The sequence below is a fragment of the Streptomyces sp. RB17 genome (assembly GCF_009604455.1).
GTDB lineage: Bacteria > Actinomycetota > Actinomycetes > Streptomycetales > Streptomycetaceae > Streptomyces.
The window spans coordinates 1-26,191 of the sequence record NZ_WEGL01000014.1 but is presented as its reverse complement, the minus strand read 5'-3'; the positions used below and the strand labels follow the sequence as shown (position 1 = coordinate 26,191).

22 protein-coding genes and 3 pseudogenes are annotated in these 26,191 nt (G+C 68.9%); 7 read left to right on the top strand and 18 right to left on the bottom strand.

The window, feature by feature from the left end; all coding sequences use genetic code 11:
• Nucleotides 1–116: 116 nt before the first annotated feature.
• The 8 genes and pseudogenes from SRB17_RS40945 to SRB17_RS40910 form a co-directional block, all read right to left on the bottom strand.
• Nucleotides 117–1,511: pseudogene (locus tag SRB17_RS40945) on the bottom strand (FUSC family protein).
• A gap of 601 nt (nucleotides 1,512–2,112) precedes the next feature.
• On the bottom strand, nucleotides 2,113–3,090 hold the full coding sequence (locus SRB17_RS40940) for a TrmB family transcriptional regulator (protein WP_153546700.1): 978 nt from the start codon (nucleotides 3,088–3,090) through the stop codon (nucleotides 2,113–2,115).
• A 166-nt stretch (nucleotides 3,091–3,256) separates the two neighbouring features.
• Nucleotides 3,257–4,120, bottom strand: a complete 864-nt coding sequence (locus SRB17_RS40935; protein ID WP_153546796.1) for an SCO6745 family protein — start codon at nucleotides 4,118–4,120, stop codon at nucleotides 3,257–3,259.
• A 280-nt stretch (nucleotides 4,121–4,400) separates the two neighbouring features.
• Nucleotides 4,401–4,907 (bottom strand): winged helix-turn-helix transcriptional regulator, encoded by a 507-nt coding sequence (locus SRB17_RS40930; RefSeq protein WP_153546698.1) that lies wholly within the window; start codon nucleotides 4,905–4,907, stop codon nucleotides 4,401–4,403.
• On the bottom strand, nucleotides 4,904–5,962 hold the full coding sequence (locus tag SRB17_RS40925; protein WP_153546697.1) for an LLM class flavin-dependent oxidoreductase: 1,059 nt from the start codon (nucleotides 5,960–5,962) through the stop codon (nucleotides 4,904–4,906). The genes SRB17_RS40930 and SRB17_RS40925 overlap by 4 nt, the downstream gene beginning before the upstream one ends.
• A complete protein-coding gene (locus SRB17_RS40920) occupies nucleotides 5,962–6,468 on the bottom strand; it encodes an SRPBCC family protein (RefSeq protein ID WP_323377446.1) in 507 nt (168 codons plus the stop codon). The genes SRB17_RS40925 and SRB17_RS40920 overlap by 1 nt, the downstream gene beginning before the upstream one ends.
• A 181-nt stretch (nucleotides 6,469–6,649) precedes the next feature.
• Nucleotides 6,650–6,793 (bottom strand): hypothetical protein, encoded by a 144-nt coding sequence (locus SRB17_RS40915; protein WP_153546695.1) that lies wholly within the window; start codon nucleotides 6,791–6,793, stop codon nucleotides 6,650–6,652.
• Nucleotides 6,794–7,207: 414 nt separating this feature from the next.
• On the bottom strand, nucleotides 7,208–7,483 hold the full coding sequence (locus SRB17_RS40910) for a hypothetical protein (protein ID WP_153546693.1): 276 nt from the start codon (nucleotides 7,481–7,483) through the stop codon (nucleotides 7,208–7,210).
• 314 nt (nucleotides 7,484–7,797) lie between these two features.
• Between SRB17_RS40910 and SRB17_RS40905 the strand changes: the two genes are divergently transcribed.
• Together SRB17_RS40905 and SRB17_RS40900 are read left to right on the top strand one after the other, a co-directional pair.
• Nucleotides 7,798–8,790, top strand: a complete 993-nt coding sequence (locus SRB17_RS40905; protein WP_153546691.1) for an ABC transporter permease — start codon at nucleotides 7,798–7,800, stop codon at nucleotides 8,788–8,790.
• A gap of 267 nt (nucleotides 8,791–9,057) precedes the next feature.
• Nucleotides 9,058–9,474 carry a hypothetical protein gene (locus SRB17_RS40900; protein ID WP_153546689.1) on the top strand — a complete coding sequence of 139 codons (417 nt, stop codon included), beginning with the start codon at nucleotides 9,058–9,060 and terminating at the stop codon, nucleotides 9,472–9,474.
• Between the two features lie 378 nt (nucleotides 9,475–9,852).
• Here SRB17_RS40900 and SRB17_RS40890 read toward each other — a convergent pair.
• Nucleotides 9,853–10,809 (bottom strand): annotated as a pseudogene (locus SRB17_RS40890) (transposase); the annotation flags it as partial.
• A gap of 162 nt (nucleotides 10,810–10,971) precedes the next feature.
• Complete coding sequence (locus SRB17_RS40885; protein WP_153546687.1) at nucleotides 10,972–11,571, bottom strand: hypothetical protein; 600 nt, start codon at nucleotides 11,569–11,571, stop codon at nucleotides 10,972–10,974.
• Between the two features lie 392 nt (nucleotides 11,572–11,963).
• Between SRB17_RS40885 and SRB17_RS40880 the strand changes: the two genes are divergently transcribed.
• Together SRB17_RS40880 and SRB17_RS40875 are read left to right on the top strand one after the other, a co-directional pair.
• Nucleotides 11,964–12,707, top strand: a complete 744-nt coding sequence (locus SRB17_RS40880; RefSeq protein WP_153546685.1) for a peptidoglycan-binding protein — start codon at nucleotides 11,964–11,966, stop codon at nucleotides 12,705–12,707.
• Nucleotides 12,680–13,624 (top strand): helix-turn-helix domain-containing protein, encoded by a 945-nt coding sequence (locus SRB17_RS40875; RefSeq protein ID WP_323377444.1) that lies wholly within the window; start codon nucleotides 12,680–12,682, stop codon nucleotides 13,622–13,624. Before SRB17_RS40880 ends, SRB17_RS40875 begins: the two co-directional genes overlap by 28 nt.
• A 364-nt stretch (nucleotides 13,625–13,988) precedes the next feature.
• Here the strand turns inward: SRB17_RS40875 and SRB17_RS45710 are convergent, their stop codons facing one another.
• Nucleotides 13,989–14,309 carry a hypothetical protein gene (locus SRB17_RS45710; protein ID WP_194294303.1) on the bottom strand — a complete coding sequence of 107 codons (321 nt, stop codon included), beginning with the start codon at nucleotides 14,307–14,309 and terminating at the stop codon, nucleotides 13,989–13,991.
• A 919-nt stretch (nucleotides 14,310–15,228) separates the two neighbouring features.
• On the opposite strand from SRB17_RS45710, the gene SRB17_RS40865 reads away from it, so the two are divergent.
• Complete coding sequence (locus tag SRB17_RS40865; protein WP_416237132.1) at nucleotides 15,229–16,023, top strand: SGNH/GDSL hydrolase family protein; 795 nt, start codon at nucleotides 15,229–15,231, stop codon at nucleotides 16,021–16,023.
• Nucleotides 16,024–16,455: 432 nt separating this feature from the next.
• Here the strand turns inward: SRB17_RS40865 and SRB17_RS40860 are convergent.
• The 7 genes and pseudogenes from SRB17_RS40860 to SRB17_RS40835 all read right to left on the bottom strand — a co-directional run bounded on the left by SRB17_RS40860 (nucleotide 16,456) and on the right by SRB17_RS40835 (nucleotide 23,853).
• Nucleotides 16,456–16,948, bottom strand: a pseudogene (locus SRB17_RS40860) (DNA-binding protein).
• Between the two features lie 209 nt (nucleotides 16,949–17,157).
• The gene (locus tag SRB17_RS47075) at nucleotides 17,158–17,451 is read right to left on the bottom strand and encodes a CocE/NonD family hydrolase (RefSeq protein WP_323377442.1); all 294 of its coding nucleotides are present in this window, start codon (nucleotides 17,449–17,451) and stop codon (nucleotides 17,158–17,160) included.
• 7 nt (nucleotides 17,452–17,458) lie between these two features.
• Nucleotides 17,459–18,949 carry a purine-cytosine permease family protein gene (locus tag SRB17_RS40855; RefSeq protein ID WP_153546681.1) on the bottom strand — a complete coding sequence of 497 codons (1,491 nt, stop codon included), beginning with the start codon at nucleotides 18,947–18,949 and terminating at the stop codon, nucleotides 17,459–17,461.
• Nucleotides 18,946–19,689 (bottom strand): enoyl-CoA hydratase/isomerase family protein, encoded by a 744-nt coding sequence (locus tag SRB17_RS40850; RefSeq protein ID WP_153546679.1) that lies wholly within the window; start codon nucleotides 19,687–19,689, stop codon nucleotides 18,946–18,948. Before SRB17_RS40850 ends, SRB17_RS40855 begins: the two co-directional genes overlap by 4 nt.
• Nucleotides 19,686–20,873 (bottom strand): acyl-CoA dehydrogenase family protein, encoded by a 1,188-nt coding sequence (locus tag SRB17_RS40845; RefSeq protein ID WP_153546677.1) that lies wholly within the window; start codon nucleotides 20,871–20,873, stop codon nucleotides 19,686–19,688. Before SRB17_RS40845 ends, SRB17_RS40850 begins: the two co-directional genes overlap by 4 nt.
• A gap of 65 nt (nucleotides 20,874–20,938) precedes the next feature.
• Nucleotides 20,939–23,020 carry an acetate--CoA ligase family protein gene (locus tag SRB17_RS40840; protein ID WP_323377440.1) on the bottom strand — a complete coding sequence of 694 codons (2,082 nt, stop codon included), beginning with the start codon at nucleotides 23,018–23,020 and terminating at the stop codon, nucleotides 20,939–20,941.
• Nucleotides 23,017–23,853 (bottom strand): SDR family oxidoreductase, encoded by an 837-nt coding sequence (locus SRB17_RS40835; RefSeq protein ID WP_323377439.1) that lies wholly within the window; start codon nucleotides 23,851–23,853, stop codon nucleotides 23,017–23,019. The genes SRB17_RS40840 and SRB17_RS40835 overlap by 4 nt, the downstream gene beginning before the upstream one ends.
• 231 nt (nucleotides 23,854–24,084) lie before the next feature.
• Here SRB17_RS40835 and SRB17_RS40830 point away from each other — a divergent pair, with 231 nt between their 5' ends.
• Together SRB17_RS40830 and SRB17_RS40825 are read left to right on the top strand one after the other, a co-directional pair.
• A complete protein-coding gene (locus tag SRB17_RS40830; protein ID WP_153546675.1) occupies nucleotides 24,085–24,969 on the top strand; it encodes a TetR/AcrR family transcriptional regulator in 885 nt (294 codons plus the stop codon).
• Nucleotides 24,962–25,600, top strand: a complete 639-nt coding sequence (locus SRB17_RS40825) for a CoA pyrophosphatase (protein ID WP_323377437.1) — start codon at nucleotides 24,962–24,964, stop codon at nucleotides 25,598–25,600. The genes SRB17_RS40830 and SRB17_RS40825 overlap by 8 nt, the downstream gene beginning before the upstream one ends.
• The last annotated feature ends 591 nt before the right edge of the window (nucleotides 25,601–26,191 follow it).

The following is a 26,191-nucleotide window of genomic DNA, read 5'->3' as shown; positions in this document are numbered from 1 at the left end:
CGTGGACGCCCGAAGACGGTCTCTACAACCTGTGCCAGGTGGTACCGAGGTCAGCTCTGACCGCCAGTCAGCTCCGCACTCGCCACACAGTCGGACCCGAAGCGGATCAAGCCCATTCAGTACACGCACACCCCTGGCAGACACCGCATGCTCCAGGCCCCTGGCCGACTACATCGCGTAGTGGGCGCCGTCACGGAGCACGAGCCTCGTAACCCTCCCGGGGCGGTGGCCGTCAGGCCGCGACGGGGCCTTGCAACGGGCCTGCGAGTGCCATGCAGATGAGCCAAGGCCAGTTCACCACCGGAAGGATGCGGTGCTGCAACCGCCGCATGACCCTCACTTGGCGTGGCACCGGGGGAAGCATCCGGATCCGCCGCGACCGATGCCAGGCCACGCACCTCCCGGGCACACCGGTCCAGCAGCTCGATCACCTGACGGGCCCGCGCTTTGCGCGCCCGCAGCGGAGTGAACGGGTGCACCAGCGGCGCCAGCGACAGCCTCACCCTGCCGAACAGCAGCTCCAGTTCAGCGACATGCCGGGCCGGATCCGCAGCCGGAGAGCCGGCCAGGCGGGCCGCAGCCTCAGAAGTGCACGCATGGACCCAGTGCAGCGCTCGCTGGATCCACGCGTCAGTGGTGGCGTGCGTGGTCACCGGCAGTACCAACAACACCGCGAGCCCCGCGCCGAGCGCCCCCACCCCCGTCTCCATCACACGCAGAGCAAGCAGCCCCGGATTCAGCACCCCCAACAGGCCATACAACAGCCCGGCCATCACCGTCACCGCCAGCATCATCCACGTATACGACACCGCCGCCGTATAGAAAATGCCGAACACGCAGACCGCGACAAGCGCCGCGGTGGGAGCACCAGCCCCATCCAGCGGCACAGCGATCACCAGGCCAATGGCGATACCGATCACCGTGCCCAAAACCCTGCGAAAGCCCCGCACCAGGGTCGCGCCCCGCGAGGTGGTGTTCACGAAAATCCACCACACCGCACCCACAGCCCAATACCAGCGCTCGTGCGACACCAGCTGCCCCACGGCGCACCGCCGAGGACGCCAGCAGGGCAAGGGCCACCGCCGCATAAAGCTCCGGCAACTGGCCCGGCATCGCATGCAGGAACTGCGCCGCGAAAAACATCATGAACGCGAAAGTCCCCAGAGCGTGGCCCCGCGGCCCCCACCGGCGCGCATACATCCCCGCGCCAAGGACGGCAACAAACGCCACGTCCCGTATCCACGCGTATTCGTGCGACACCGCCGCGAGAGCCAGCACCGGAAAACCTGCCACCGGCAAGAGCACCGTCGTGACCGCCTGCCCCGCACCGACCCATCGGCCACCGTGAACAAGGCGAGCAGCGCGGCAAGCCCACCAGCGATCGCCGCCGACAGCGACTGCTTCGCCGGATCCGACACCGTCACCGCCAGACCGACACCCAGGACACCCCGCGCAGCACTGCGCAACCTCAGCCGCCCCGGGTCCGGCGCGACCAACACCCGCTTCAGCACGACATCTCCCTGACACCCAAAACGATCAATCCATAACTGACACACGGTCAGGAAAGTCGGCAAAAGGTCAGCATCAGTCCACCCACATACTGCCGAAGATGCCCACACCCGCACATCAAGCGACGCCAAGAAAACCGTGCCTGGTCTGCGAAAACACGCCCCAGGCCCGCTATCCTCGCGACCCGCCTAGTTGACACTACGAAGAACATCATCAATGTGGCGGCCGCAAGGCCACCACTGTCCTTCGCCGCCGTCTTGGTACTTTCCGGGTGGGGTCCACTGAGATCCTTCAACAGACACGTACCGGCCACTCGTCGAGCTCCCAGACCATCGGTGACTCGCCGAGGCCCGATGGGATCCGGTTGGATCCGCGGCCAGCACCGTCGGGGACACACAACCCGTGCCACAAGAGATCTTCACGGGCGACAAACAGCCGCACGGCAACAACCCGCCGCCACCCTCCCTTGACACACACCACCATCCCACTGATGAGAGGCACCGGCTCCTACAGGTCCACAACCTCACCCACAGGCCGGACTTCTGAGCCAGGAACGGTGGGACACGGCCGAGGGCGGCGATCACGCCGACGCTGCCGACCGACTCACTGCAGCCAGCCGCGGCGGGCGGCTTGGGCCGCGGCCTGGAAGCGGGTGGCTGCGTCCAGTTCCGTCATCAGACGGTGGATACGGCGCTGGGTGGTGCGCTGGCTCCAGCCTTGCGTACGGGCGATGGCCGCATCCGTACAGCCGGAGGCGAGCAGGCCGAGGAGGGCCAGGGTATCGGCGTCCGGGCCGCCGGTTCCTCCCGCCGGCGGCTTGGTGTCCCGCACCGGGGTGGCGCGCTCCCACTCGGCCTCGAAAAGAGCCTCCAGCGCGGTGAGCATGGGTGAGCGGTGGACGAGGTAAGCCACGGAGTGGCCACCGGTGGCGAGACTGAAGGGAATGACCGCCCATCTGTCGTCGGCGATCACAAGCTTCAGGGGCAACTTCTCCCGAACCCGGGCGTCCTCACCGATACGTATGCTCGGCAGGATGTCGTCCCGCAGGCGCCCCGGCCAGGCCACGGCGGCCCGGTCGTAGATGACACGATGGCCGACACCGGCGTGCTGCCGGCGACGCTGGTTCTCCAGGTTGCTGCCCGGACGCTCGACATAGGGCGGACGGTCGAAGGCGCGCAGCTGGCGCCGAGCGCTCGCGGTGAGCCGGGAGACGGCCGCGCTGATGTCCTCATGACCGGTGATCAGTTCGACAGCGATGTTCGGGTCGCTGATCCGACGCGCCTCACGGTGCTTCTCGGCGAGCTGCCGCACCACAGAGCGAGCCGCGTCGAGCTGGCGCTCACGTTCGTGGATCAGCTCGGTGACCGCCACATCGGGAGCCGCTGCGGTGAAGCGTGGGGGACGGCCCGCCGCCTTGGTGGCAAGGCCGTCCTTCACCAACGCGGACAAATACCGGCCGACCGTGCCCAGGCTCAACCCGCAGGCATCGGCGACCTCCGAGGCCGTACTGGGGCGCAGCCCCACCAGGGTGCTGTACACGAGTTGTGAGGCGTCGCTGAGTCCGACGACGTCAAGTTCCATGTGAGCTCCGGTCATTCCTGTCAACCAACCACCACCCGGCCCGACTCGGCCACCGGGCCATCCTTGCCACACTTCGCCTGGGCTGGCATGCCGGCCAGTGGAGTCCCGGTCTGTGTCGGCCTCGCCGCAGCCCTGGCATCCCCTCGATCGGCATCGGTATCAGCGATCAGAGGCTGCCGACACGCCAGGGCAACAGCTCCTCGGCCAAGGCCACGCTGTAGGGCCTCACCAGGCGGCGCAACTCGGCGCACTTCTCAGGGCCTATCGCGACATACGGCAGCGCGGACAGTTCGTCGGTGGTGTGCTCCACCATCTGGCGCCGCTCCCGCCCTTCCGGGGTGAAGGCAAGGTCGGGGCCCTCCGCCAGCCAGCCGCGCTCGCGGAGCCGCTGTGCTGCCTGTGCCCACTGTTTCTCGGACCAGGCCCGTGTTGTCCGAAGCCCCTCGGCAGTCACCGGGCCCGCGGCAGCATGGGTCAACAGCGCTTCGATCCCGTCCAGCCCGGCGGCGAGCAGCGTCGTGATGTGGCCGTCGCCACGAAACTCGCGCAGCAGCGTTTGTGCATGCCAAAGCACCAGGTGTGGTTCCCGTGGCCAGGGCAGGGCAGCGTGTGCGGCGAAGAGCGGGCGGCCCTGCGGGTGGGGCAGCGTCGCTCGGGCCGCTTCCTGCGCCAGTTCCGCAGCGCGCTCCATCTTGGAGGACTGGACGGCGGGACCCAGGATGCGGCGCAGCGTGGCATCGACGGCCGCCAGCCGGGCCGCCAGCAGTCTCTCCGGCGACGCTGTCTTCCATACCGCGGGAACCACACTGCGCACCAGCTCCGGGCTGAAGTTGTAGAAGGTGGCGATCACCAGTTCGGCGGACGCCGGGCCCAGAGCCGCGGCGCGCGAGCCGAAGTAGCCGGCCCTGCCTTCGACGCCGAGCTCCGCGTACCGGGCCTGAGCCTCGGGAGCGAAGTACACGGCTCCATGGACGGGTTCCACCATGTTCCAGGTGGCCCGTGCATAGGCGCAGGCGAGCTCTTCCTTCATCTGCACGAGATGACTCCTTCGACTCTTCCATGCACCCGCAGGCACCGGAACAAAGCCCTGATTCTCGACGGGCACTGCGGTTTCCTAGTGGTGTGGGTGGAGCACGGTGGTGGCCGACTCCTGCCGCGTCGGTTGCAGTACCGCTGGCGCTCGCGCAGACGTCGGAGCAGTCGTCGTACGAGACCGTTGCGGGCCTTCATGGGCGGGCGGTCAGTCGCCGCATGTCGTGAGCACGGCCGTCGCCATGCCCATTCGAACAACGGTCAGCTGCCGGGGCCGGTCAGAAGCGCCCAAAGCGGCGCTGGACGTCCGGCCGCTTCCTGAGCCGCTCTGGATAGCCCGGGCCCATCCGCGTGGAGATGCCCTCCGACCGCATCGGCTCACCACAGGCGGAGCAGACCACCTCCGCGTGGGAATCGTGGTCGCAGGCGTCGTGGTGGAAGGTGATCGGGGCGCCCTCCTCCCCGGCGAGCCATCGGTCGCCCCAGCGTGCCATTGCGGCGAGCACCGGGACGAAGTCCCGGCCCTTCTCCGTCAGCAGGTACTCGTGACGCGGCGGCTCGCTCTCGTAGAGCCGTCTCTCCATAAGTCCCTCCTCCACCAACCGGCGCAGCCGGTCGGCGAGGGTGTTGCGTGCCATGCGCAACTCCTGCTGGAACTCGTCGAATCGACGGAATCCGTAGAACGCCTCCCGCAGAATCAGGATGCTCCATGCGTCGCCGAGTACATCCACGGTGCGCGCGATGGAGCACGGCCAGTTCGCGAAGGAGGGACGCGCAGGGCTCATGACCCGCCACCCGCCTCGCGGACCAGCTCGATCGCCCTTCCCAGCGTGGCGAGTCTGGCCTCCATGGTGTCCCCTGCCGGATAGAGACGGACGGTGTTCACGCCCGCCTCGCACCACACCCGCAGCCGTTGCCGCACCATGTCCTCCGTGCCGATGAGCGTGGTGGCCAGCACCATCTCGTTGGTGACGAGGCCGGCCGCGCCGTCGCGGTCGCCTGCCTGCCAGCGTTCCCGCACCTCCGCGGCCACCTCCGCCCAGCCCTGACGGCTGTAGGCCTGATTGTAGAAGTTGGTCGACGCGGAACCCATCCCGCCGAGGCTGAAGGCCAGTTCCTTCTTGCGGCCGGCGACCATGGCGCTCAAGGTCTCCTCGTCCGGTGCGAACGAGACCTCGGCACCCTGGCAGACGTCCAGGTCCGCGCGGGTACGCCCGGCTCGTTCCAGGCCCTGGTCCAGGTGGGCGAAGTAGGCCTCGGCGGACCCTTCCGGAACGAAGCTGGTGCCGAGCCAGCCGTCCGCGACCTGCCCGGTCAGCCGCAGCATGGCCGGCGACAGGGCAGCCAGGTAGATCGGGACCCGGTGCTCGGCGCGCATGGACAGGCGCATCGGCACCGCGTCACCACCGGGCAGGGGAATCCGGAACTCACTGCCGGAGTAGGAGACCTTGCCGCCCGCGATCACCTGCCGCACGATCTCCACCGTCTCGCGCACGCGTGCCAGCGGGCGGGCGAAGGGCACTCCGTGCAGGCCCTCCATGACCTGCGGACCGGAAGTGCCCAGACCGAGGGCGAACCGCCCTCCGGAGAGGTTGGACAGAGTGATGGCCGCCTGGGCGAGCGCGACCGGCGTACGGGTGCCGACCTGCATGACGGCGGACCCCAGCAGCATCCGCTCGGTTCGCGCCGCGTAGAAGCCCAGCGCGGAGGGGGCATCGGAACCCCACGCCTCGGCCACCCAACAGATGTCGAGCCCCAGCTTCTCGGCTTCGGTGACGAAGTCGGCCTGCTGGGACCAGGAGTCGAAGCCGGACGCCTCGATCGTGGTGGCGGTCCGCATCACGACTCCGCCAGCTTCTTGATCCGTTCCAGTGTGGCCGTCATGTTGCGCTCGAACTCCCGCATCCGTACGAATACGATCTTCTGCTCCTTCTCCGGCATGCGGTCGATGGCGAAGGACAGGCCGGATCGAGCCGGGCCCATCTGCACCGACTCCGTCAGGTCGGTGCCGCCGTCCCGGGGTTCCAGTCGGAAGCGCCACACGGCCGTGGGGTGCTCCGGGTCCGCCACCGCCCACGCGAACATCCGCTCGGGGATGCATTCGACCACGGTGGAGGTGGTCGCCCATTCACCGAGCGCGTCATGCTTGCTGCGCCCCACGAACCTGGCCCCGACGTCGGGCCGTGCGGCTCCGTCCAGCCACTCGATCGACTGCAGCTCATCACTGAGGTCCGGCATCAGCTCCACGTCCGAGACCAGCTTCCACACCCGCTCCGGCGCGGCACCGATCCAGGTCCGCACCTCCACCGTCGGTTTATCCGCGTAACGCGCGCCAGTCCACTCCACCGTAAGTCAGCCTCCTCGCCATTGAGGGATGTGATCAGCAGAGTTGCGTAACGAAACCAGCTTGGTCAAGGGGGCGGGGCAACTTGTCGAGCCGGTTGCACGGCGATCGCGATGTTCAGGACCACCGTGCCTTCGACGGCGATCGCGCGGCCGATTCGGCGTCGCTCCTGGCGGCTGCGCGTCAGTGCGCCGCGGCGGTGGCGTCGCGCGGTCGGTCGTGCACCAGAAGGACTGATGCGAGGGCTGCGCACAGGAATACGGCGGCGATGACGGCCATGCCCGCGTGCACGCCGGAGATGCAGACGTCACCGACCGCGGCGGTCACGTTCGGCGGGACCACTCGGTGGCCACTGCCGCCGGTGGAGGCGGCGTACTCGACCGGACGGAAGGCGTTGGCGGCTCCTTGAAGAAGGACCCCATCCCACGGGCGAGCTGTCGAGCCACGCGTCAAGCCTTCCGAGCTGGGCGCGGGGTGGGACGGCAGACCCCGTGGCGCGGTCCAGGTCGTCAAGCCGGACACCGTCCGGCCCGATGCTGACCATTTGCTGACCCGAAGGCGGCGATCAGGGGCCTGGCCTGTGGAAACACCCAAACGCTAGTTCTTGGACTTGAACATGGTACGAAGCACGGAGAAACTCCCGGTTTGCCTACCCTCTGCCTGCCTTTGCAGGTCAAGGGCGGTTTCCGGAGGCTTTATCGCTTCGCATGTTCGGTCAGCCGTCGCCAGGTGTTCGAGGACTCACACTGACCACTTGCTTACTTTTCTGACGCTGCACCAGTCACACCAGCACGCGCGTGACGTCGACCGCCCGGACTCGCCATTGCGCAAGCCGCCCCGCATCATGACGGTTTCCAGCACGAGATCATCGTCCGTGACGGTCGGCTCCTTCTCCATGTCTCCGCGACCGACCTCGTGCATCTGCAACTCCTCAAGGAAGCACTCGACCACGACAGGGATGGCCGGCTGTCCGCGATCCAAGCGGGGGACGATGTGCACGGTGATCGAGCTGTCCACGTGCTCGCCCGTGGAGCAGTCCGTCATATCGTTGCCGTCGACACGGCCGCCGGATGAGATCGACCCGAGCGATGCACGCAGGCGCCCGGGAAAGGCACACATGAGCCGAGCGGCAAGGGGCCCCGGTGCACCACCGCGCCCCACACCAGGGGCGACACGGCACCCGTCTCAGTTCCGGTGTTCCGGCACGCCGATGACGTGTCCGGGGCGGCAGCCGGGTGTGGCCCCGCGCCTGCTCTACGATCACGGCCATGGGCGAGCGGTGGTCTGCAGCGGAGCCTCCTCGGCGGCTCCGTCACGGCGGATGGTCGCGGTTGACGTCGTCGCGCTTCGTGCCGGCGGTGGTGATCTCGTTCATCATCGCCACCCTGGCCGGACTCTTCGTCGGCGCCTACTGCTGGGCCATGGCGAATCCCGTACCGCATCGCATCCCCGTCGCGGTGACGGGGAAGTCGGTCGCGGGCGGCCGGTTCACCAACGCGCTGGAGACCACGCTCCGTACGTCGCTGGTCCTTCATCCGTACCCTGACTACGGCAGGGCGCTCGCCGCGGTCGACGGGCAGCGGGAGTTCGCGATCGTGCAGCGTCGACCGGCCGGGGTGGAGATCGATGTGGCGAGCGCAGCGGGCGCGTCGGTCGCCCGGGTTCTCGGCCAGAGCGCCCCGTCGGTGGGCCGGACCCTGGGCATCCCCGTGCAGGTCAGGGACGTCAAACCGCTTCCGGCCACCGACCCGCAGGGGCTCGCTCTCTTCTACATCGCCCTGGGGTCGACCATCCTCGGTTTCGTCGGTGCCATCCAGCTCGGGGTGCATGCCCAGGCGCTGCGCCCCGCCGAACGGATCGCCGCCACCATCGGCTATTCCGTACTGGGTGGCCTGTGGATCTGCGTCATGGCCGACTGGGTGCTCGGCGTGGTGCGGCTGCCGTTCGCCCAGTCATGGGGAATCTGCACGTTCACCATGATCACGGCGGGCATGATCTTCACCGCATTCCACACCTTCCTGGGCCGCTGGGCAATGCTGCCGACGTGGCTGCTGCTGGTCATCCTCGGCAACCCCTCGTCCGGGGGTGCGGTGGCCTGGCCGCTGCTCCCTCCGGTCTTGGGCTTTCTGGGACGGTTCCTGCCGCCGGGCGCGTCGGTGAACGCCCAGCGCAACGCCATCTACTTCCCGCACAACCAGCACGTCGAGCCCTATGTGGTGCTGGCCGTGTGGTGCCTGGTCGCCACGTCGGTCTTCCTCGTATGGCGTGCCCGCCACCCCGCCAGCCGGGCGACCGCGCAGGCCGCCAGGTCCGGCGCGGGATGAGTGCATGGGCTGCATCCGTCCTCCAAGCCGTTGATGTCGACGGCGCCGGCCCACTGCTTCTGGCGTGGAGCTCACCGCCACAGAAGGTAGTCCAACGCTGACGAAGGTCCTGGTCCCATTCGGCGAGCATGCGGCTTCACTCGACTGCGAGCGACCAATCCGGTGCGGGGACCGTCGCGGTCGTCTCGCCGACGCCTCAAACCGGGACAAAGCTGGTCACGAGGACTCGGCAAGCGGGTCGGGGAGGTAGCGGAAATCACCGTTCTCTTGGACGCCAAGCCAGGCGGAGCTGAGAGGTTCCGCCAGAACGCCGCCAAGATCCAGGACGACGCCCTTCACTACGAGAAGCTCGTCGGTACGGTCCACGACTTCCGCGTCACGTTCATCAACAATGACACTCAGGTCAGAGGCGCGGTCACCGATGACGGTGACTTCAAGCCATACATGGCCGACATCTTCGCCAACGCCGGGCCGTGGTTCGATGAAATGTTCGATGGCGTTATCGAGAGCTACCCCGGGGCCGGCGATCTGGCATCGTCATTGGTTGGCGCCGAAGATCGTGGAGGCCGACATGTGGTACGCCTCCAATCCCACCATGACGGTCAAGGACACCGCCAAGGCACAGAAGGTCACGGAGGCGTTCAACACGTTGCTGGATGCAGTGGCCGACTACGCCGTTTCTGATGGCTCTTGGACGAGGTCGCGGAGCCGGATGACGAACGCTGCGACGGCCAGGGTGCCGTTGAAGATGTAGTCGCGCTTGTCGTAACGGCTGGCCACTGTCCGGTACTGCTTCCACTTGCTGACGCACCGTTCGACGGCACTGCGGCGGCGGTACTGGGCCTTGCCGAAGGCAGGTGGACGCCCTCCGGCGCGGTCCCTGCATTGGCGGCCGGCCCTCTGGTCACCGGGCTGGGCGATGGTCGCCTTGATTCCTCGTCACCGCAGATAAGCACGGTTGTCGCGGCTGGAGTACACCTTGTCACCGCGGACGCGATCAGGACGGCTGCGGGGCCGGCCCGGTCCGCGCCGTCGGATCCGTAAGCCGTCCAGCACCGGGGGCGAGGACCACAGCCAAACCGGTTTCGGGTCGCGGTCGCCGGGCAGGTGCTCGACCTTCAGCTTGATCAATGTGCCGTGGATCAGGGGGAGTTCGCCGCAGTGGTCGAGCCAGCGGCCGCGGGCGGTCAGGCGGGGGTGCATCCGGTCCCAGGCGAATGCTTCGGCCCGGCCGTAGCGCGTGGTGACGCAGGCCATGGCATCGTCGGGGGGGTGCCAGGAGTCCGGCTCGGAGAAGGTCAGGACACCGCCGTGCTTGCGGGGCTGCCCGCCGCGCGGTGTGGAGCGCCTGGGGCCGGCGTCACGGAGCATGACCCGGTCCGAGCGCAGCCGGCCGACCAGCTCGACGGGCAGGTCAGCCGGGACGTAGGCGAGGCGGGTGACGTCGTAGCCGGAGTCCATGACGATGAGGATGTCCGCGTCGCCGGGCCGCCACTGCCCGGCACGCACGAGCCGGGTGAAGACACCACGGATCTGGGTGGCGGTCACCGCCGTGGCGTCGTCGGCCGGCCCGAGCCGGATCACGTCCAGCACGGCCGTCCACGAGGTACGTCCTGTCTCCAGGGCGGCGACGAAGGAGCAGGGCCGGCCGGGGATGAACTGATCCGCGCCGCGGCCCCGCCCGTAGACGTGGCAAAACAGCAGCTCCGGGCTGGTGGGGGCATCGGGACGCAGCCGGTTGCTCACATCCACCCCAAGGACGATCCGCCCATCGGCCGCACGCGGCAGCGGCGTCGAGGCCAGCAGCCTGCCCAGACGGCGCGGCTCCAGCCAGCCGTGGTTGACCGCGTCGTACATCGCCCCGTGCCCGCGCCGGTGCTCGGCCGTGAGCGTCGACTCGACCAGCGACGTCACCGGGCCGTCCGAGCACAGCACCGCGTCGGTGAGCTCGAAGAGCGCATCGGCGCGGGTGTAGAGGCAGTCGTAGACCTGGACACGAAAGTGGGACAGGACGCTCAGTTCGGCGTCAGCGGGGTGTTCAGGGGCGAGACTCTTCACCAGCGGCCGTTCCTTCACGCGACGTTGCTCGACACCTCGAAGCGTGAAGAACGGCCGCCCTGCCGTCCCGGGATCGAACCAAGATCAGCAGGTCAGGTGAACCGCCGAGGTTGAACGCCAAGCTCAGGTCAGGTACCAGGGGGTGCATCCCAGTGTGTAGCCACCACTGTGGGTCTTGGGATTGCCGCCGGATCCGATGCAAACGGCTACCCACCGGTTGCGGACCCAGTCCACTGCCTTGGTGTGCGTGGTGACGGTCTGATCGGCGACGTAGGAGGGGCGGTTGCCCCAGCCGCAGGCGTGGTAGGTGCGACCTGCATCGTCGGACCAATCGATCCAGACGTAGGCCCCACCGCCGAAGCTGTAGGTGGCGGAGACGCGCCCCCATGCGAACCAGCGGCCCTTGGCGGAAGACCAGCCGTTGCGCAGTTCACCCTTGATGATGTCGTTCGTGTGGTCTTGGTATGAGATGGGCTTGTGGTCGGTGGCCACCTTGGTGAGTTTGGTGTCACTGGGGTCGATGCCGCGGCCGCTGTTGTAGCCGCATGACCATCCTTCGAACTTGCTGGAATGAGGGGTGATGGTCGAAGCCGGCGTTGCCGCTGTGGCTGAGATGGGTGTTGCGTGCCCACCGCCGACGGGGTGCGCCGGAGCACCGAAAGCAGGGACCGCGGCGAGCGCGACCGCTGCCATCGATGCGGCGATAGCCTTGCCAAAGTTCACTTTTCCCCCATGTGACTGTACTCCGCTTCGTTGTTCCTGTGATGTTCCGGGCGGCCGTCCGCACGCCGCATGCGGTCCTGGACGTGGCGCCTGGCGTCAGCACGAGCGTGCTGGATGAACAGGACGCATTGCTACGGGCGTTCAACAGCCTGAGACGTCCCGGGACGTCTCAGTACGTCCTCGAGCTGTGACCTGCAAGGTTGCCGCCCTGAGACGCGTATCCCGGGAAATCGTGTGAGTGAGGTCAAGGGTCTCTTCGAGCCGCCTGGTGGCGTGACCGGAATCGATCGCTCGAAAACGGGCAGGCAGGCGAATCCGCCACTCCAGTGGCCGAACGAGTCCAGACTGACAGCAGGTCCTTAACCGTGCGAGCGTTTTGAAGCTCGTAGAAGATGCGGGTGCTGGCGGGAGGCGTGGTGAGATGGAAAGCGCTGCCTGAGCCGCTTGACCCGCAGACTGCGCAGCTTGTGGTCGAACTGCGGCAGCTGAAGGATCACAGCGGGCTGAGTCTGAAGTCGCTGCAAGCCAAAACGCCTTTCAGCAGGTCTTCATGGGAGCGGTATCTCAACGGAAAAGCGCTGCCGCCTCAGGCCGCTGTCGAAGCCCTGGCCAAGCTGGCTGGTGCGGACGTCACGCCGTTGCTCGCCTTGTACGATGCCGTCCGGAGAGAGTCGATCACCGCTGCGGTGACGTCGGCGGACAGCGGTCCAGCAGGGCAGGAGCGGGCTCCGGAGCCGGAGATCCGGGTAGCGGCACTATCCGTTGCTGTGGGTGCGCTGCTGCTTTCCGCGGTCATCTCCGTCGTGCTGATCACCGATCCCTGGAGCGAGCACGCCTCTACGGCTGGCGTGACAGGCGTAGGAAAGTACACGTGCGCGTACGCCCGGCACGGCGACCAGCTCTTCGCCGGGGACAGCACCACCACCTCCCGCCTGGTCATGCGCAACGCCACCGGCCCCGACGCCGCGGAAGTGCAGTGCCTGCTTCTGCGTCACAAGCTGTCGCCTGGTGACGTAGATGGGTATTTCGGCGAACGTACGGAGGCGGAGGTCAAACGGTTGCAGCGGCTGGACCACGTCCCTGCGGATGGGATAGTCGGCGAGCAGACATGGGCGTTACTACGGCATGTGGGATAGACGACGATGAGGAAGGAGCGACCGGGGTAATGGTGCACTCTGCGGCTCGCCGGCGAGGGCTGCCTCACGATCTGCCAGCCGCTTGCTCCCGTCTCGTCACCGATCTACGCAGCATGAAAGACGCCAGCGGGCTCACTCTCAATGAGCTGGCCCAAGCGACAGCTATCAGCAAGTCGTCGTGGGAGCGGTACCTCAACGGCAAGCAGTTCCCACCTCGGCATGCCGTCCAAGCCCTGTGCAATGCCGCATGTCAGCCCGAGGACGCCCGCCTGACGCAGTGGGCGTTGGCGGACGCGGCCTGGAGCGGACGTGGGCAATCGATGCCTGCTGACTCCGACCGACCATCGCCACGTACTTCGGGCATCGATGCCGCTGCACTCGACAGCCCCTCTGCCTCGCGGCCCATCAGCCGCACACGTAGAACGCTGCTTGCAGTTTCTACTTTGATCGACAAGCGCCCTGTGGGCACAGCGGCCGGGGTCTTCCTCCTGTGTGCGGCGATGATCACGGCCGCCGCCGTCATCCACGCCTCCCGCCCGACCACCGCCCAGACGGCCATACGCCCGCCCATATGCCAGTTACGGTCATGCGAAGGCAGGAATCCGCGTACGACGGCGTGTGAGGATCCCATCACTACGGCTTCCCACACGGCAGCCGACGGCACCCGGCTCGAAATCCGGCTCAGCCCGAGTTGCCAGGCAGGGTGGATCCGCGCCTGGCCCACGCACCCTGGCTTCCGCATCGAAATCACCGGCCCGGACGCACACCCCGAGAGCGCTGTCGAAACAGCACAGCCAGCAGACAACGAAGTGACGACGACGACAATGATCGCCGCCCCTCTCCCTTCTCACCTACGCGCCTGCTACTACCCGTCCCTCGGCCATCCCGGAAGAGAGTGCTTCCGCAGCACCGGCTGACCACGTTGTGGGACGGGCAGCACCACGCCGCACCGAATCGGCTCGGGAACGTGAATGCCGCCCGGACATCGTGGTCACTCATGACGCCTACGGCGGGCTGCCCGGTCAACCGGGAGTTCGTGACCGGCAGCGCGTCGCTTGTAGTGGCAGCGTCTGGCGACGGCTTGGTGTCGTCGGCGCCACCCGGACCATTTCGGTGCCTGAGCAATGTGGCGGTGGTGGCGTCCTGCCCTGGGACGGCAAGTTGCCAGGAGCCTTCGGATCTCCGCCATGGTGAGGGGTGCGAGGGCTGATCCGTTTCTGCGGCCCCCCTTTCCGTTCCAGCCTGGGCGGCTATGGCGGCGAGAAAGGCGTGAGCGAGCATTTACAGGGTGATGTGCCGGTACCAGCCGACGTCGGCGTCCTTGGCGGCTTGTTCGGCTTCGGTTGCGGCGGTGTCGGTGCGGTCGGCAGCGGCGCGGGCGTCCTTGGCGTCCTGTTCGGCCTGGGCACGCAGCTCGCCGGCGGCGGGTGTCATTCCTCGGGTTGGTTGTAGGTGTTGAAACCGCTGGCGACGCAGGATCGCGTTGTCCGAGACCCTGACGAGAGCGGGGAATACGGCGTCGATCTCGCGCCGGGCCTTGACGAGGCCTTCGTTGCGGTGGTCGGCCGCAGCTTGGACGAGCATCCCGGGCGTCCACGTCACGGCTGGCGTCGTCGTCTTCCTCGGCGCCCGGCGCTGGAACCAGCCCCGGGCGGAGCGCCCGGACCGTGCCGCGCGCAGGCTGATGCCGTGCCGGCAAGCCGGCGAGTCCGCGCCCGGTTGACGCCCCAGATGCGGAAGTGGCGCCCGAACATTGGGCAGTCAAGCCGCTGCGTGCTCGCACGTTCGTAGGGTGATGAACGAACTGGTACGTCCACGGCGGGACTTGGGGCTACTAGAGGCAAGTACACGTTCTGGTGCCAGACGCGCAGATTTTGGTCCGACCGCTTGCCTACCGCAGTCATGCCTCGGATAATCAAGACTTGAACTTGTCAGGAGCACGCCGAATTGAGCATTTCGGCGGGCGCCCGTGCCGTACCCCCCTGAAGGCATCCCCTCCCAGGAGGACCGCGTGCGGTTCGAAACGTGCAGCACCACGAGACACGCCGGGCCAACCGCCTCGGCGTCCGACTTGTTCACGACGGCGGCACCCACCGCGCCCACGACCCGCGCCCACGGTCCTCTTCCCCACGGCGCCGGGGCGACTCACCCGCACTCGGCGACAGCGGCGATCCAAGGGGCAGTACGCCTCCCATTCAGCCGGTGACCAGGAGCTGAACGCACAGGGCACCCACGTGCGCTGACACTCCCCCGACCCCACGCCCCCTCCGACCGCGTCTGCGCTCGGTCGCACACCACCCCGACCGAGCCTGCACTGCGCTGCACCGCCACTTCCCGTCAGTCCGTCGCCGACACAAGTCACCAGCAGGCGACGCTCGTTCACGTCGCATCCGCTTGCGCTTCCAGCACGGCTACGGCGCACGCGGAGTCTACGCGAGAAGAACGCTTGCCAGGAGCACGCCTCATTGTGCTCGTCGTCTTCCGGCCCAACGACAACCGGTTTTCACTCTCGGGAGGTTTCGTGAGACCCGTCAGATCTCTGTCAGCCCTCGCCACGCTGTGCTTCGCGACCGTGTTCAGCCTGACACTGACCGCTCCCGCACAGGCCGCCGGCGCCTCCTACGTCGCCCTCGGCGACTCCTACGCGGCGGGCAACGGAGCTGGCAACTACGACAGTTCGAGCGGTTCCTGCCACCGCAGCTTCAGCGCCTACCCCTACCTGTGGAAGAACGCCCACGCCCCGTCCTCGTTCGCCGACGCCTCCTGCTCGGGGGCAGTGACCACGGACGTGACCAACTCCCAGCTCGGCCCGCTGAACTCCTCCACCACGCTGGTCTCCGTCACCATCGGCGGCAACGACGCGGGCTTCTCCGACGTCATGACCACCTGCGTGACCGGTTCGGACACCGACTGCGTCAACCGGGTCAACCAAGCCGAGAGCTACGCCCAGAACACGCTGCCCGCCCGCCTGGACGCCACCTACAACGCGATCCGCGCCAAGGCGTCCAGTGCCAAGGTCGTCGTGCTCGGCTATCCGCGGATGTACACCCTCGGTGTCTTCTGCGTCGGACTCAGCGACACGAAGCACCGCAAGATCGACGAGGCCGCGGACATCCTCGACAACGTCATCGCCGGCCGGGCCGCGGCGCACGGCTTCGTCTTCGGGGACGTCCGCTCCACCTTCAACGGGCACGAACTGTGCTCCGGCGACGACTGGCTGCACTCCCTGGTGGTTTCCCCGAGCTGGGAGTCCTACCACCCCAGCGCCGCCGGCCACGCGTCCGGCTACTACCCCGTCCTCAACGCCAACAGCTGACCGCTCTCACGAAGAACCGGCACCTCACGGCGCCCCTGGCCCGCGGTCTTGCGTGGACCAGGGGCCCTGCCCACGGACCGACTCGGATGTCCCGATGCTCCGCAGCGGCACAGGCGTCCCCTGAGCTTCTCCCACTGCCGCACAGCGCCGGGAGACGAGCGCTCCGAGTGCGCCGCCGACTGACTCAAAGGCCTCATCCTCGACGACAGCGAACGCATCACCACCCCCCGACTGGATGGCATCGCGCTGGGCCACCCCGCCGAGGAGCACTACCGGCCCCGTGCCCCCCACCCCCTCCGCACCCGGCCCCACTCTCCGGCCGTCGGTCTGCCGGACGAGGCGCTATTGGGGCCGTCCGGTGCTGTTGGTTCCTTTGTCCCGGCGTCCGCCGCGGGTGGCGGGCGGGCTGGAGTGGTCGGCGGAGGTGGCTGCTCAGCTGGCGAGGAGCTTGAGCCGGTCTCCGTCGGGGCTGCCCGGCTCGGCGGTGTAGACGGTCACAGCGTGTGCCTCGCGGACGGAAAGGGGGAGGTCGAGGGGCTGGTAGGTGAGCTCCAGGGAGCCGGCGTCCGGGTGGTGGAAGCGCTTGGTGCCGCCGTGGTGGACGCGTACGTCGTGGGCGGCCCATCGGGTGCGGAACTCGGTGCTCACCGTGGACAGTTCCCCGATGAGCTCGCGCCGCGCCTTGTCGTGGGGGTAGCGGCCGGCCTCGACGCGCAGCAAAGCGGCGGTGATGTCGGCGGCGCTGCCCCAGTCGTCGACGAATTCGTGCGAGCTGGGGTCGAGGATAGTACCGGGCGAAGTTGGGACGTCCGCGTTCGTCCGTGGTTTCGCTGTCGTACAGCGGCGCGACCAGAGCGCGGGCGAGGGCGTTGGTGGCCACGATGTCCAGGCGGCCGTTGGTGACGAAGGCCGCGGACAGCGTCATGGAGTCGAGCAGCCACTGCACACGGGGCGGGACGTCGACGGCCTTGCGGCGGCGCGGGGTGCGGCTGGGCGGCTGGGCGGCCCGATCCAGGTCGAAGAGATAGGTGCGCTCGTCATCGTCCAGCCGTAGCGCGCGGGCGACCGCGTCGAGGACGTCCTCGGACACGCCGTGGATGTGTCCTCGCTCCAGGGGGAGGTACCACTCGGTGCTCACGCCTGCGAGGACCGCGACCTCTTCGCGTCGCGGATCTTGCCGCGGACGTCCTGCGTCACCACGGCGAGACCGGCCCCGGTCAGCCGGGCCGCGATGTCCGGCAGCAGGGTGTCCGGGTGCGTCTTGTCGTACGGGGTGCGGATCAGCACCGCCGGGAGCCGTGGGCAGCGCGTGGGCGACGGGGGCAAGTGGACCTCGGTGTGCAGCCGAACGCCGTGCCGCGGGCGCACCCGGTGGGGCTCCGCCTGCGGGACCGGCGTACCGAAGGGCACGGAGACGGCCGTACTCACCCGGCACTCACCCGGAGTGCGTCGAGGGGGACATGCCGGCCGGTGCATCCGGGTCCAGGCCCTCGTCGGCGGTGGCGACCACGGCCCGCTCGGCCGTCAGGTCCAGCGACCGGCAGACCAGCAGGTACAGCCCCGCCGAGACCACCAGGCCGACGATCATGGTGACGTCCAGGCCGCCGAGCCACTTCGCCAGGGGGCCCATGCTGTCGCCCACGACCGCGAACGGCATCATCGAGGCGAAGCCGACGACGTAGCAGACGAGGCCGCGCCAGCTCCACCGTCCGTAGATGCCCCGTGGGTTGAAGATCTCGCGGATCGAGTAGTGGCCGCGGCGCACCACGTAGAAGTCGACCAGGTTGATCGCCGTCCATGGGGTGAAGAGGTAGCCGAGCACGACGAGGAAGCGTTCGAACTGCTCGAGGAACGTCTCGTCCGAGCTGAAGGCGATCGCCGTGGACAGCAGGCCGATGACGACCAGTGTGACCACCCGCTTGGCCACGGTGGGCCGGATCTGCCGGATCGAGTCCATGCTGGACAGCAGGGTCAGGCTGCCGCCGTAGAAGTTGAGCGTGCCGATGGTGATCAGCGGCACCACGGACACCAGCAGCAGGGTCATGCCGAACCCGTGGAAGATCTCGTCACCGGCGGAGATGACCGATTCCACGAGGGCCGCCTTGGGGAACAGCCCGGCGGCGACGGTGCCCACGAGCATCATCCAGGCGCCGCCGATGGTCGCGCCGAGATAGGTCCACCAGAACGAGGAGCGCACGCCCACCGTCGGCGGCAGATAGCGCGAGTAGTCCGACACGTAGATCGACCAGGAGAGCTGGTAGACCGCTGCCGTGAAGAACTGGATCAGGAAGGGCGCGAGGGAGAAGGTGCCCAGGTCGAGCTGTTCGGGGCTGAAGGGGTTCACCGCGAGGATGCCGACGGAGAACACGATCAGTGCCACGAACATGAGGTACGTCAGCCAGCGCGACGCCCGGTGGATGAAGTCGTAGCCGACTACCGCCAGCACGATGCCCACCACCGCGTAGCCGATGTAGCTGACCGGGTTGGGCACCCCGGCCAGGTGCTCCATGGTGCGGCCCACCAGGATCTGGTTGAACGCGGTGTAGCCGATGTACGTCACCAGCGCGGTGATCCACACCAGCAGGGCGCCGACGTACCCGAACTGCGGGCGGGACTGCACCATTTGCGGCAGACCGAGCTGTGGGCCCTGGGTGGAATGGAAGGCCATGAAGAAGGTGCCGAAGGCGGAGCCGAGGACGACGGCGATGGCCGTCCAGATCAGGTTGCCGCCGAGCGCGACGCCGATGGCGCCGGTGGCGACGGTGGCCAGGTGCGCGTCACCGGCGAACCACACCGGGAACAGGTGCCACACCTTGCCGTGGCGCTCGGCCAGGGGCACGTAGTCGATGGAGCGGGTTTCGATGACCGGGCGGCTGCCGGGGGGCGTGGTCGGCGTGGCGGATGTCGAGTTCGAGGTGACGGTCATCTCGGGTCCTCGTTCGGTGGGTGGGTTGCCTGGTTGAGGGAGGCGTACGCCAACTGCTCCAGGAGCAGGGAGGCCTCGCGCGGGGAGTCCGCCGCCACGTCAATGACCCGCTTGGTGACGGCGACCGCGAGCGGGGGCAGCACAGCCATTTCCTCAGCGAGCCGCAGGGCGGTCTCAAGGTGCGCGCCCTCGTCGGTGACCTCGGTGAGCAGGCCCCAGCCGAGGGCTTCGCCGGCCGTCAGCCGGCGGCCGCGCAGGACCAGTTCGCGGGCGCGGGCCGGGCCGACGATCCGGGTCGTCCGGTACGTACCGCCAGAGCTGGGAAGGATGCCGATCCCGACCTCCGGCAGGCCGAACTTCGCGGTTGGGTCCGCGATGCGGAAGTCGGCGGCGAGAGCGAGTTCCAGTCCGCCGCCGAGGCAGTATCCGGCGATCGCGGCGACCGTGGGCTGCGGCAGCGCGGCGACCTTCTCGTAGACGGCGCCGGAGTCGCGGTAGTAGGCGGCGATCGCCTCCGGGGTCATCTCGCGCAGTTCGCCGGTGTCGGCTCCGGCGGAGAAGACCTTGTCGCCGCCGGTGAGGACGACGGCTCGTGCGGTGGTGACCGCCTTGTCGTCCAGGGCGCGCAGCAGTTCGCGTTCGAGGTGGGTGGACAGGGCGTTGAGCTTGGCCTCGCGGCGCAGCGTCAGCACGGCGGTGCCTTGGCTGCGCCGGATGTCGACAATGCCCGCGCCGGTCATGCCTGGGAGGCCTTGTCCGTGGGGAAGTTCAGGAAGCCGAGGCCGCGCTTGCCGATCTCGTTGGCGATGACGAGGCGCTGGATCTCGGAGGTGCCCTCCCAGATGCGGTCGACGCGCAGTTCGCGGTAAAGCCGCTCGACCGGGTAGTCGCGCATGTAGCCGCGGCCGCCGAAGATCTGCACGGCGCGGTCGATGACGCGGCCCGCCGCCTCGGAGGCGGACAGCTTGGCCATGGCCGCCTTGGCGTGCAGGGTCTTGCGGTCGCCGCCTTGGTCGAATTCCCAGGCGACCTGGTGGACGAAGGCGCGGTTGACGGCGATGTCGACGGCCGAGTCGGCGAGCATGGCCTGGATGAGCTGGCGCTCGATCAGCGGCTGTCCGCCCTGGACGCGCTCGCGGGCCCACTCGGTGGCGAGGGCGAGGGCGCGCTCGGCGGCGCCGACGGTGCGAGCGCCGATCATCAAGCGCTCCTCGGTGAACCAGCTGCGGGTGAGGTCGTAGCCGCCGCCAATCTCGCCAAGGACGGCGTCGCTTGCGACCTCGACGCCCTCGAAGATGTACTCGGGGTGCTCGTAGACGAAGGTGTGCATGTAGCGCGGGACGCGCTTGATGCGCACACCGGGTAGGTCCTTGTCGACGAGGAAGAGGGTCGGGGCCTTCTCGTCGCCGACGAGGGCGAGGACGAGGAAGAAGTCGGCGGCGTCGCCGACGGTGACGAACCACTTCTCGCCGTCGAGCCGGTAGCCGGTGCCGTCGGCGTTGGGGGTGGCGGTGGTGGTGATGCCCTGCGGGTCGGAGCCCGCGTCGGCTTCGGTGATGGCGACGGCGTCCCGGCGCTGTCCGAGGATGTCAGGGACGAGGTAGCGCTCGCGCTGCTCGGGGGTGCAGGCGGCCAGCGCGTTGGCGGGCCGCCACACCGTGTCCCAGAGGGCGCCTGTGAGCTTGCCGAGCTCCTCCTGGACGACAACCTGCTCCAGCACGCTCAGTCCGGCACCGCCCCACTCGGTGGGCATGTTGATCGCCTGCAGGCCGCTGGCCAGCACCGCTTCGCGGATGGACTCGTGGACTTCGGGAGACAGTCCGTTGTCGGTCTCGCACGCGTCCTCGTGGATCACGATCTTGTCGGCGAGGGCGGCGGCCCGCTCCTTGAGCTCGGCCATGTGCGGGGCGTAGGCGAATTCCATCTGTGTTTCTCCCTGTTGGGTGCGTGAGTACGTGTATGTGAGTGCGTGAGTACGTACGAGGTGTGTCAGGCGTCGAGGACGATGCGGGCGTCCAGGCCCGTACAGCCGCGCGGAGTGACGAGCAGAGGGTTGACCTCCAGCTCGGCGATCTCCGGGTGGGCGGCCGCGACGCTGGTGATGGCCTCGATGGCGCGGGCCGCGGCGGCGAGGTGGACCGCGGGCCGGCCGCGTACGCCGTGCAGCAGCGGGGCGGCGGTGAGGCGTTCCAGCAGGGCGCGGGCGTCGGTGGCGGTGACGGGTGCCAGGCCGAGGCGGACGTCACGCAGCACCTCGGTGAAGATGCCGCCGAGGCCGACGAGCGCCACGGGACCGAAGCGCGGGTCGCGCCGTACGCCGACGATGAGTTCGACGCCGTCGCGGGTGTCGGCCATGGCCTCGATGCAGTAGCCGGGCGGGTCGAGGCGGCGGGCCATGTCGGCGTGCGCGGCGCGGACGGACGCCTCGTCGGCAAGGCCGAGGGCGACGCCTCCGGCGTCGGACTTGTGCAGCAAGCCCATGGCCTTGAGGACGACGGGCCCGTCGATCCGGGCGGCGGCCGCGGCGGCCTCGTCCTGCGTACGGACCAGGTGGGCGGCGGGGAAATCCAGCCCGCCCTGACGCAGCAGTTCGCGTGCGGTCCAGTAGTCGTCGGCGGCGACGGGTGCCGCCGGGGCGGGCACGGCCGGTACATGCGGGGCGGTCCGCTCGGCCCGGTCCGCGATCCTGCCGAGGACCTGGGCGGCGTGCTCCACCGACCCGAAGACGCAGACGCCCTGTCGGCGTAGTTCGACGGCGGCAGGCGCGTCGGCGTACATGGTGTGGACGGCGACGGGCTTGCCGTGGTGGCGGATCCGCGCGGCCATCACGCGGGCGGTGGCGACCTCGGCCTCGGCGAGGGCCTCGCCATAGCCGCCGTAGCCGCCGAAGTAGCCCGTGACCAGCACGGAGTCGACCGAGTCGGCGCCGAGGGCGAGGTCGAGGACGCGGCCGAAGGAGGTGATGTCCTGCTCCCCCGCCCCGGCGAGGTCGACCGGGTTGGCGGTGCCCGCGGACGGGGGAAGTTCGGCCTTCAGCCTGGCGACGAGGTCGTCGTCGAACTCGGGGACGTGCAGGCCCCGGGCCTCGGCGACATCGCTGGCGAGCGAGGCGTGGCCGCCGCCGTCGGCGATGACGGCGACCCGGCGTCCGCCGCCGCGCCGGTTGCGGTACAGCGCGCCCAGCAGGTGGGCGAGTTCGGCGACGGTGGCGACGCGGTCGACTCCGGCAGCCCGACAGGCGGCGTCGATCACGGCCAAGTCGCTGGTGAGCGCGCCGGTGTGGGAGCGGGCCCCGCGCATGGAGGCCTGCCCGGCGCCGACGGTGAGCAGCGCGAGGGGTTTCCCGGCCCGTACGGCGTCGGCGGCGGCCCGGGCGAAGGCGCGGCCGTCGCCGAAGTCTTCGCAGTACAGGGCGATCAGCTCGGTGCCGTCGTGCTCGGTGTAGCTGCGGACGAGGTCGGCGGCCGTGAGGTCGGCCTGGTTGCCGAGGGAGGCGAAGCGGGAGAACCCGAGTCCGTCGCGTTCGAGGAAGCGGCTGAGCTCCAGGGCCATGTTGCCACTCTGGGAGACGAAGCCGATGCCTCCGACAGGCATATCGTTGGAGGCCAGTCGCAGTTCGGTGGTGGTGTCGAGGACGCCGAGGCAGTTGGGGCCGAGCAGCACGGCACCGGCCCGGCGGATGCGCCTGGCGAGGGCGTCCTCGCGTGCTCGGCCCTCCTCACCGAGCTCGGCGAAGCCGGCAGTGATGCCGACGATGGCACGGGCTCCGGCGGCGAGGGCGTCCTCGACGGCGTCGGCGAAGCCGGCGGCGGGTACGGCGATGACGGCCAGGTCAACGCCGCCGGGGGCGTCGACGGCCTGCCGGTGGACGGCGCGGCCGAGGACGGGTTCGCCGCGACGGTTGACCAGGTGGACGGGGCGGCGGTGTTCGCCGCGCAGCGCCTGGACGCTGAGCCAGTTTCCGTATTTGGTCTGGTCGTTGCTGGCACCGATGACGGCGACGGAGGAGGGGTCGAAGAGCGCGGACAGGTCGCGTACGGCGGGGGCCGTCGCATCGGTCAGGATCGTCACAGGGTCTCCTCCGCACCTTCCGGGGCGTCCTCGGTTTCCAGTGCCGGGACCGGATGTCCAGTGCCCCAGGCGTCGACGCCGCCGTCGACGGTGATCGTGGTTCCGGTGATGTACGAGCCGCCGGGCGAGGCGAGGAAGCACAGCAGGCCGGACACTTCTTCGGGGCGACCGAGCCGGCCGAGCGGCACAGCCTGCTCCCAGCGACGGCGATCCGCCTCGTCGTACGCGGCCTCCAGCCCTTCGGTGGCGATGGTTCCGGGGGCGACGCAGACGGTGCGGATGCCGTAGCGGCTCCACTCCAGCGACAGTCCGGCGGCGAGGTTCTCGAGCGCGGCGCGGGCGGTGGTGGCGTGCACCATGCCAGGGATGCCGCGGCGCGGGGAGAACGCCATGAAGAAGACGGCCCCGGAGCGGTTCGGGATCATGGAGCGGACGGCGACCTCGCGCGTCATCGCCCAGCCGGCGTCCACGGCCAGGTCGTGCACCGCGCGCCAGCCCTTGGGGGTGATCTCCTCGGCGGGGGCCGTGAACTGGCCGCCCGCGTTGTTGACGAGCACGTCGATGCGGCCGAAGGCCTTAAGGGCCGTGTCGACGACGCGCTCGACCTCGCCCTCGGCACGGATGTTGGCGGGCACGGCCAGGCAGGTGCCGCCGGCGGCCTCGATCTCGGCAGCCGCCTTCTCCAGGGGCTCGGGCCTGCGGCCGCACACCACGACGCGGGCCCCGCAGGAGGCGAAGTCGATGGCCACAGCCCGGCCGATGCCGGTGCCTCCGCCCGTGACGAGCACGACCTTGCCGTCGTGCACGTCCGGGCGCAGCGGTGTCGATCCCACAGCGCTCTCTTTCCGTGCCCCCAGCGGGGCCCACAGCGGGCTTGCGACCCAGATCGCAATCAACTGACTGATCCGTTGGTCGGTAAGTGGGCATCACTGTGAGCCCGCCCTCTGCAGAGTGTCAATAGGTTGCACTAGCTGGACTTTCTCGAATCCAAGCCGAGATTGGGCCACTCCGTCGCGACCGGCAGCATTGCGATTTTGGCAACGCGGGCGCTACGGTTCGGCAGCATGGACGAGACAGCCGAGCGCGTGCGCCGCATCATCGACGCGGTCGCGGAGACGCACCGCGACTTCGCGGCCCGGATCGACCTCGAACCGACAAAACTGTCCAAGTCCCTCAAAGGGCACCGCCGCTTCACACCCGGCGAGCTGGCGGCCGTCGCCGCGGCCGGAGGGGTGAGCGTCGACTGGCTGGTGCACGGGGTCAGCCCCGGCCCCGCCGAGCGGGGAGCCGGCCCGCTCGGGGGAACGCCCGGCGACCCGGACCGGACGGGCGACGAGCGCCGTACCGAGTTCCTCGAGGCCGCCTGGCGGCTGATCTCGGAACACGGCTACCACGCCGTACGGATCGCCGACATCGCCCGCGCCTGTGGCACCAGCAGCGGCGCCGTGCATTACTACTTCCCGACGAAGCAGGACGTCCTCAACGCCGCTCTGCTGCACTGCGTCCAGAGCGCCTTCGAGCGGCAGAGCGGCGAGCTGAGAAGCGTGGACAGCGCACACGAGCGGCTGCTGCGGCTGATCGACATGCAGCTCCCGGCCGGCGGCCGGGTCCGGGACGAGTGGCTGGTCTGGCTGCAGTTCTGGGCCGAGACCGCCCTGCGCCCCGAACTGCGCTCCATCCACAACGACTTCTACGCCCGCTGGCGCGAGGCCGTGGTCCGCATCGTGCGCCGGGGCCAGCGGCAGGGGCAGTTCCGGGCCGACACCGACGCCGAACAGCTCGCGCTCGGCCTCACCGCCCTCACCGACGGCCTGGCCATCCAGGTGCTGACCGGGGCGCCCGGGGTGACGCCCGAGCGGATGCGGGGCGTCCTGCTGGACTTCATCGAGCGCGAGCTCCTCGCGCCCAAGAGCGAGCCCAAGAGCGAGGTGGAACATGCCGGTGACTGATCCTTACGAACCAGCTGGAAGCGGGATAAACGGGCTGGAAGAGCGGGTACGCGCCAACCTCGCCGCGTTCGCGCGGCGTACGGCGGCGGCATCGCCGAACGCCCGTCGCGCGGGCGTATGCCTCACCCTCCACCCGCACCGCGGCGAGCCCCATGTGCTGCTGATCAAAAGGGTCGCCCGCGGCCGCAACGCAGGCCAGTGGGCGCTGCCTGGCGGCCGTCTCGACGGCACGGAGACCCCGCAACAGGGGGCGCTGCGCGAGCTCGCCGAGGAGACGGGCATCTGCGCCGGCCCGGCCGAAGTGGCAGGACAGTTGGACGACTTCGTCACCGACTCGGGGTTCATCATCACACCCGTGGTGGTGCTGCCGCGGCTTCCACTGCGGCTGGAACGCAACAGAGACGAGGTGCACTCGCTGCACCCGATCCCGCTACGCCGGCTCACGGATCCGGATGTCCCGCGCTGGCGGACGGATCCGCGGGGCCGGCCGCTGCTGCAGATGCCGCTGCGGCGGGGCATGGTGATCCACGCCCCGACCGGCGCCCTGCTGTGGCAGTTCCGCGAGGTGGCCCTGCTCGGACGGGCCACCCGGGTCGCCGATCTGACCCAGCCGGACTTCACCCGCACCTGAGTACGACGACGCGACCCGGGGAGGGGCGCACAAACTCGCCCTGCAGCTCCGAGACGCAGAACCATCAGGAACTCGGTGAAAGCCATCATTATCCACAAGCATCACGCTCTGCTCACACCGAACCTGGGGAGGCCAGACTGAGGCACTTGGAGAACCTGCAGCGGCAGATCGACGACCTCACGGCGGCCCTGGTTCGGGCCCGAGCACACCTCACGGAACTGCAGTCCGCCTACAAGGTCGTCGAGGGCATTACTGACTTCGGCTCGTTAGGGGGATCCGCCTCGAAGTCCCTGATGATGCTGGGTGGTTGGTTGTATCTCCTGGTATGTGAGGTACACGGATGGGGGTGGCCTGCCCTCGACGCTGCGCGGTCGAGCGACCCTTCGACTGGTTGATGCACCACCGCCGCCAGGCCCGCGACTACGAGACCCACCGCACCGCTGTCAACTTGACCCGGCCCTGAAGGGACCGGGTTTGGAGGTAGTGCCCAACTGGCTGCTGGGTGGGCTCCTCCGTCCAGACACCCCGTTATGGGGTGGCAGGGACGCGTGACTCACGCCCCGCAGTCCACACGTCCTCGCCCCTGCGGGC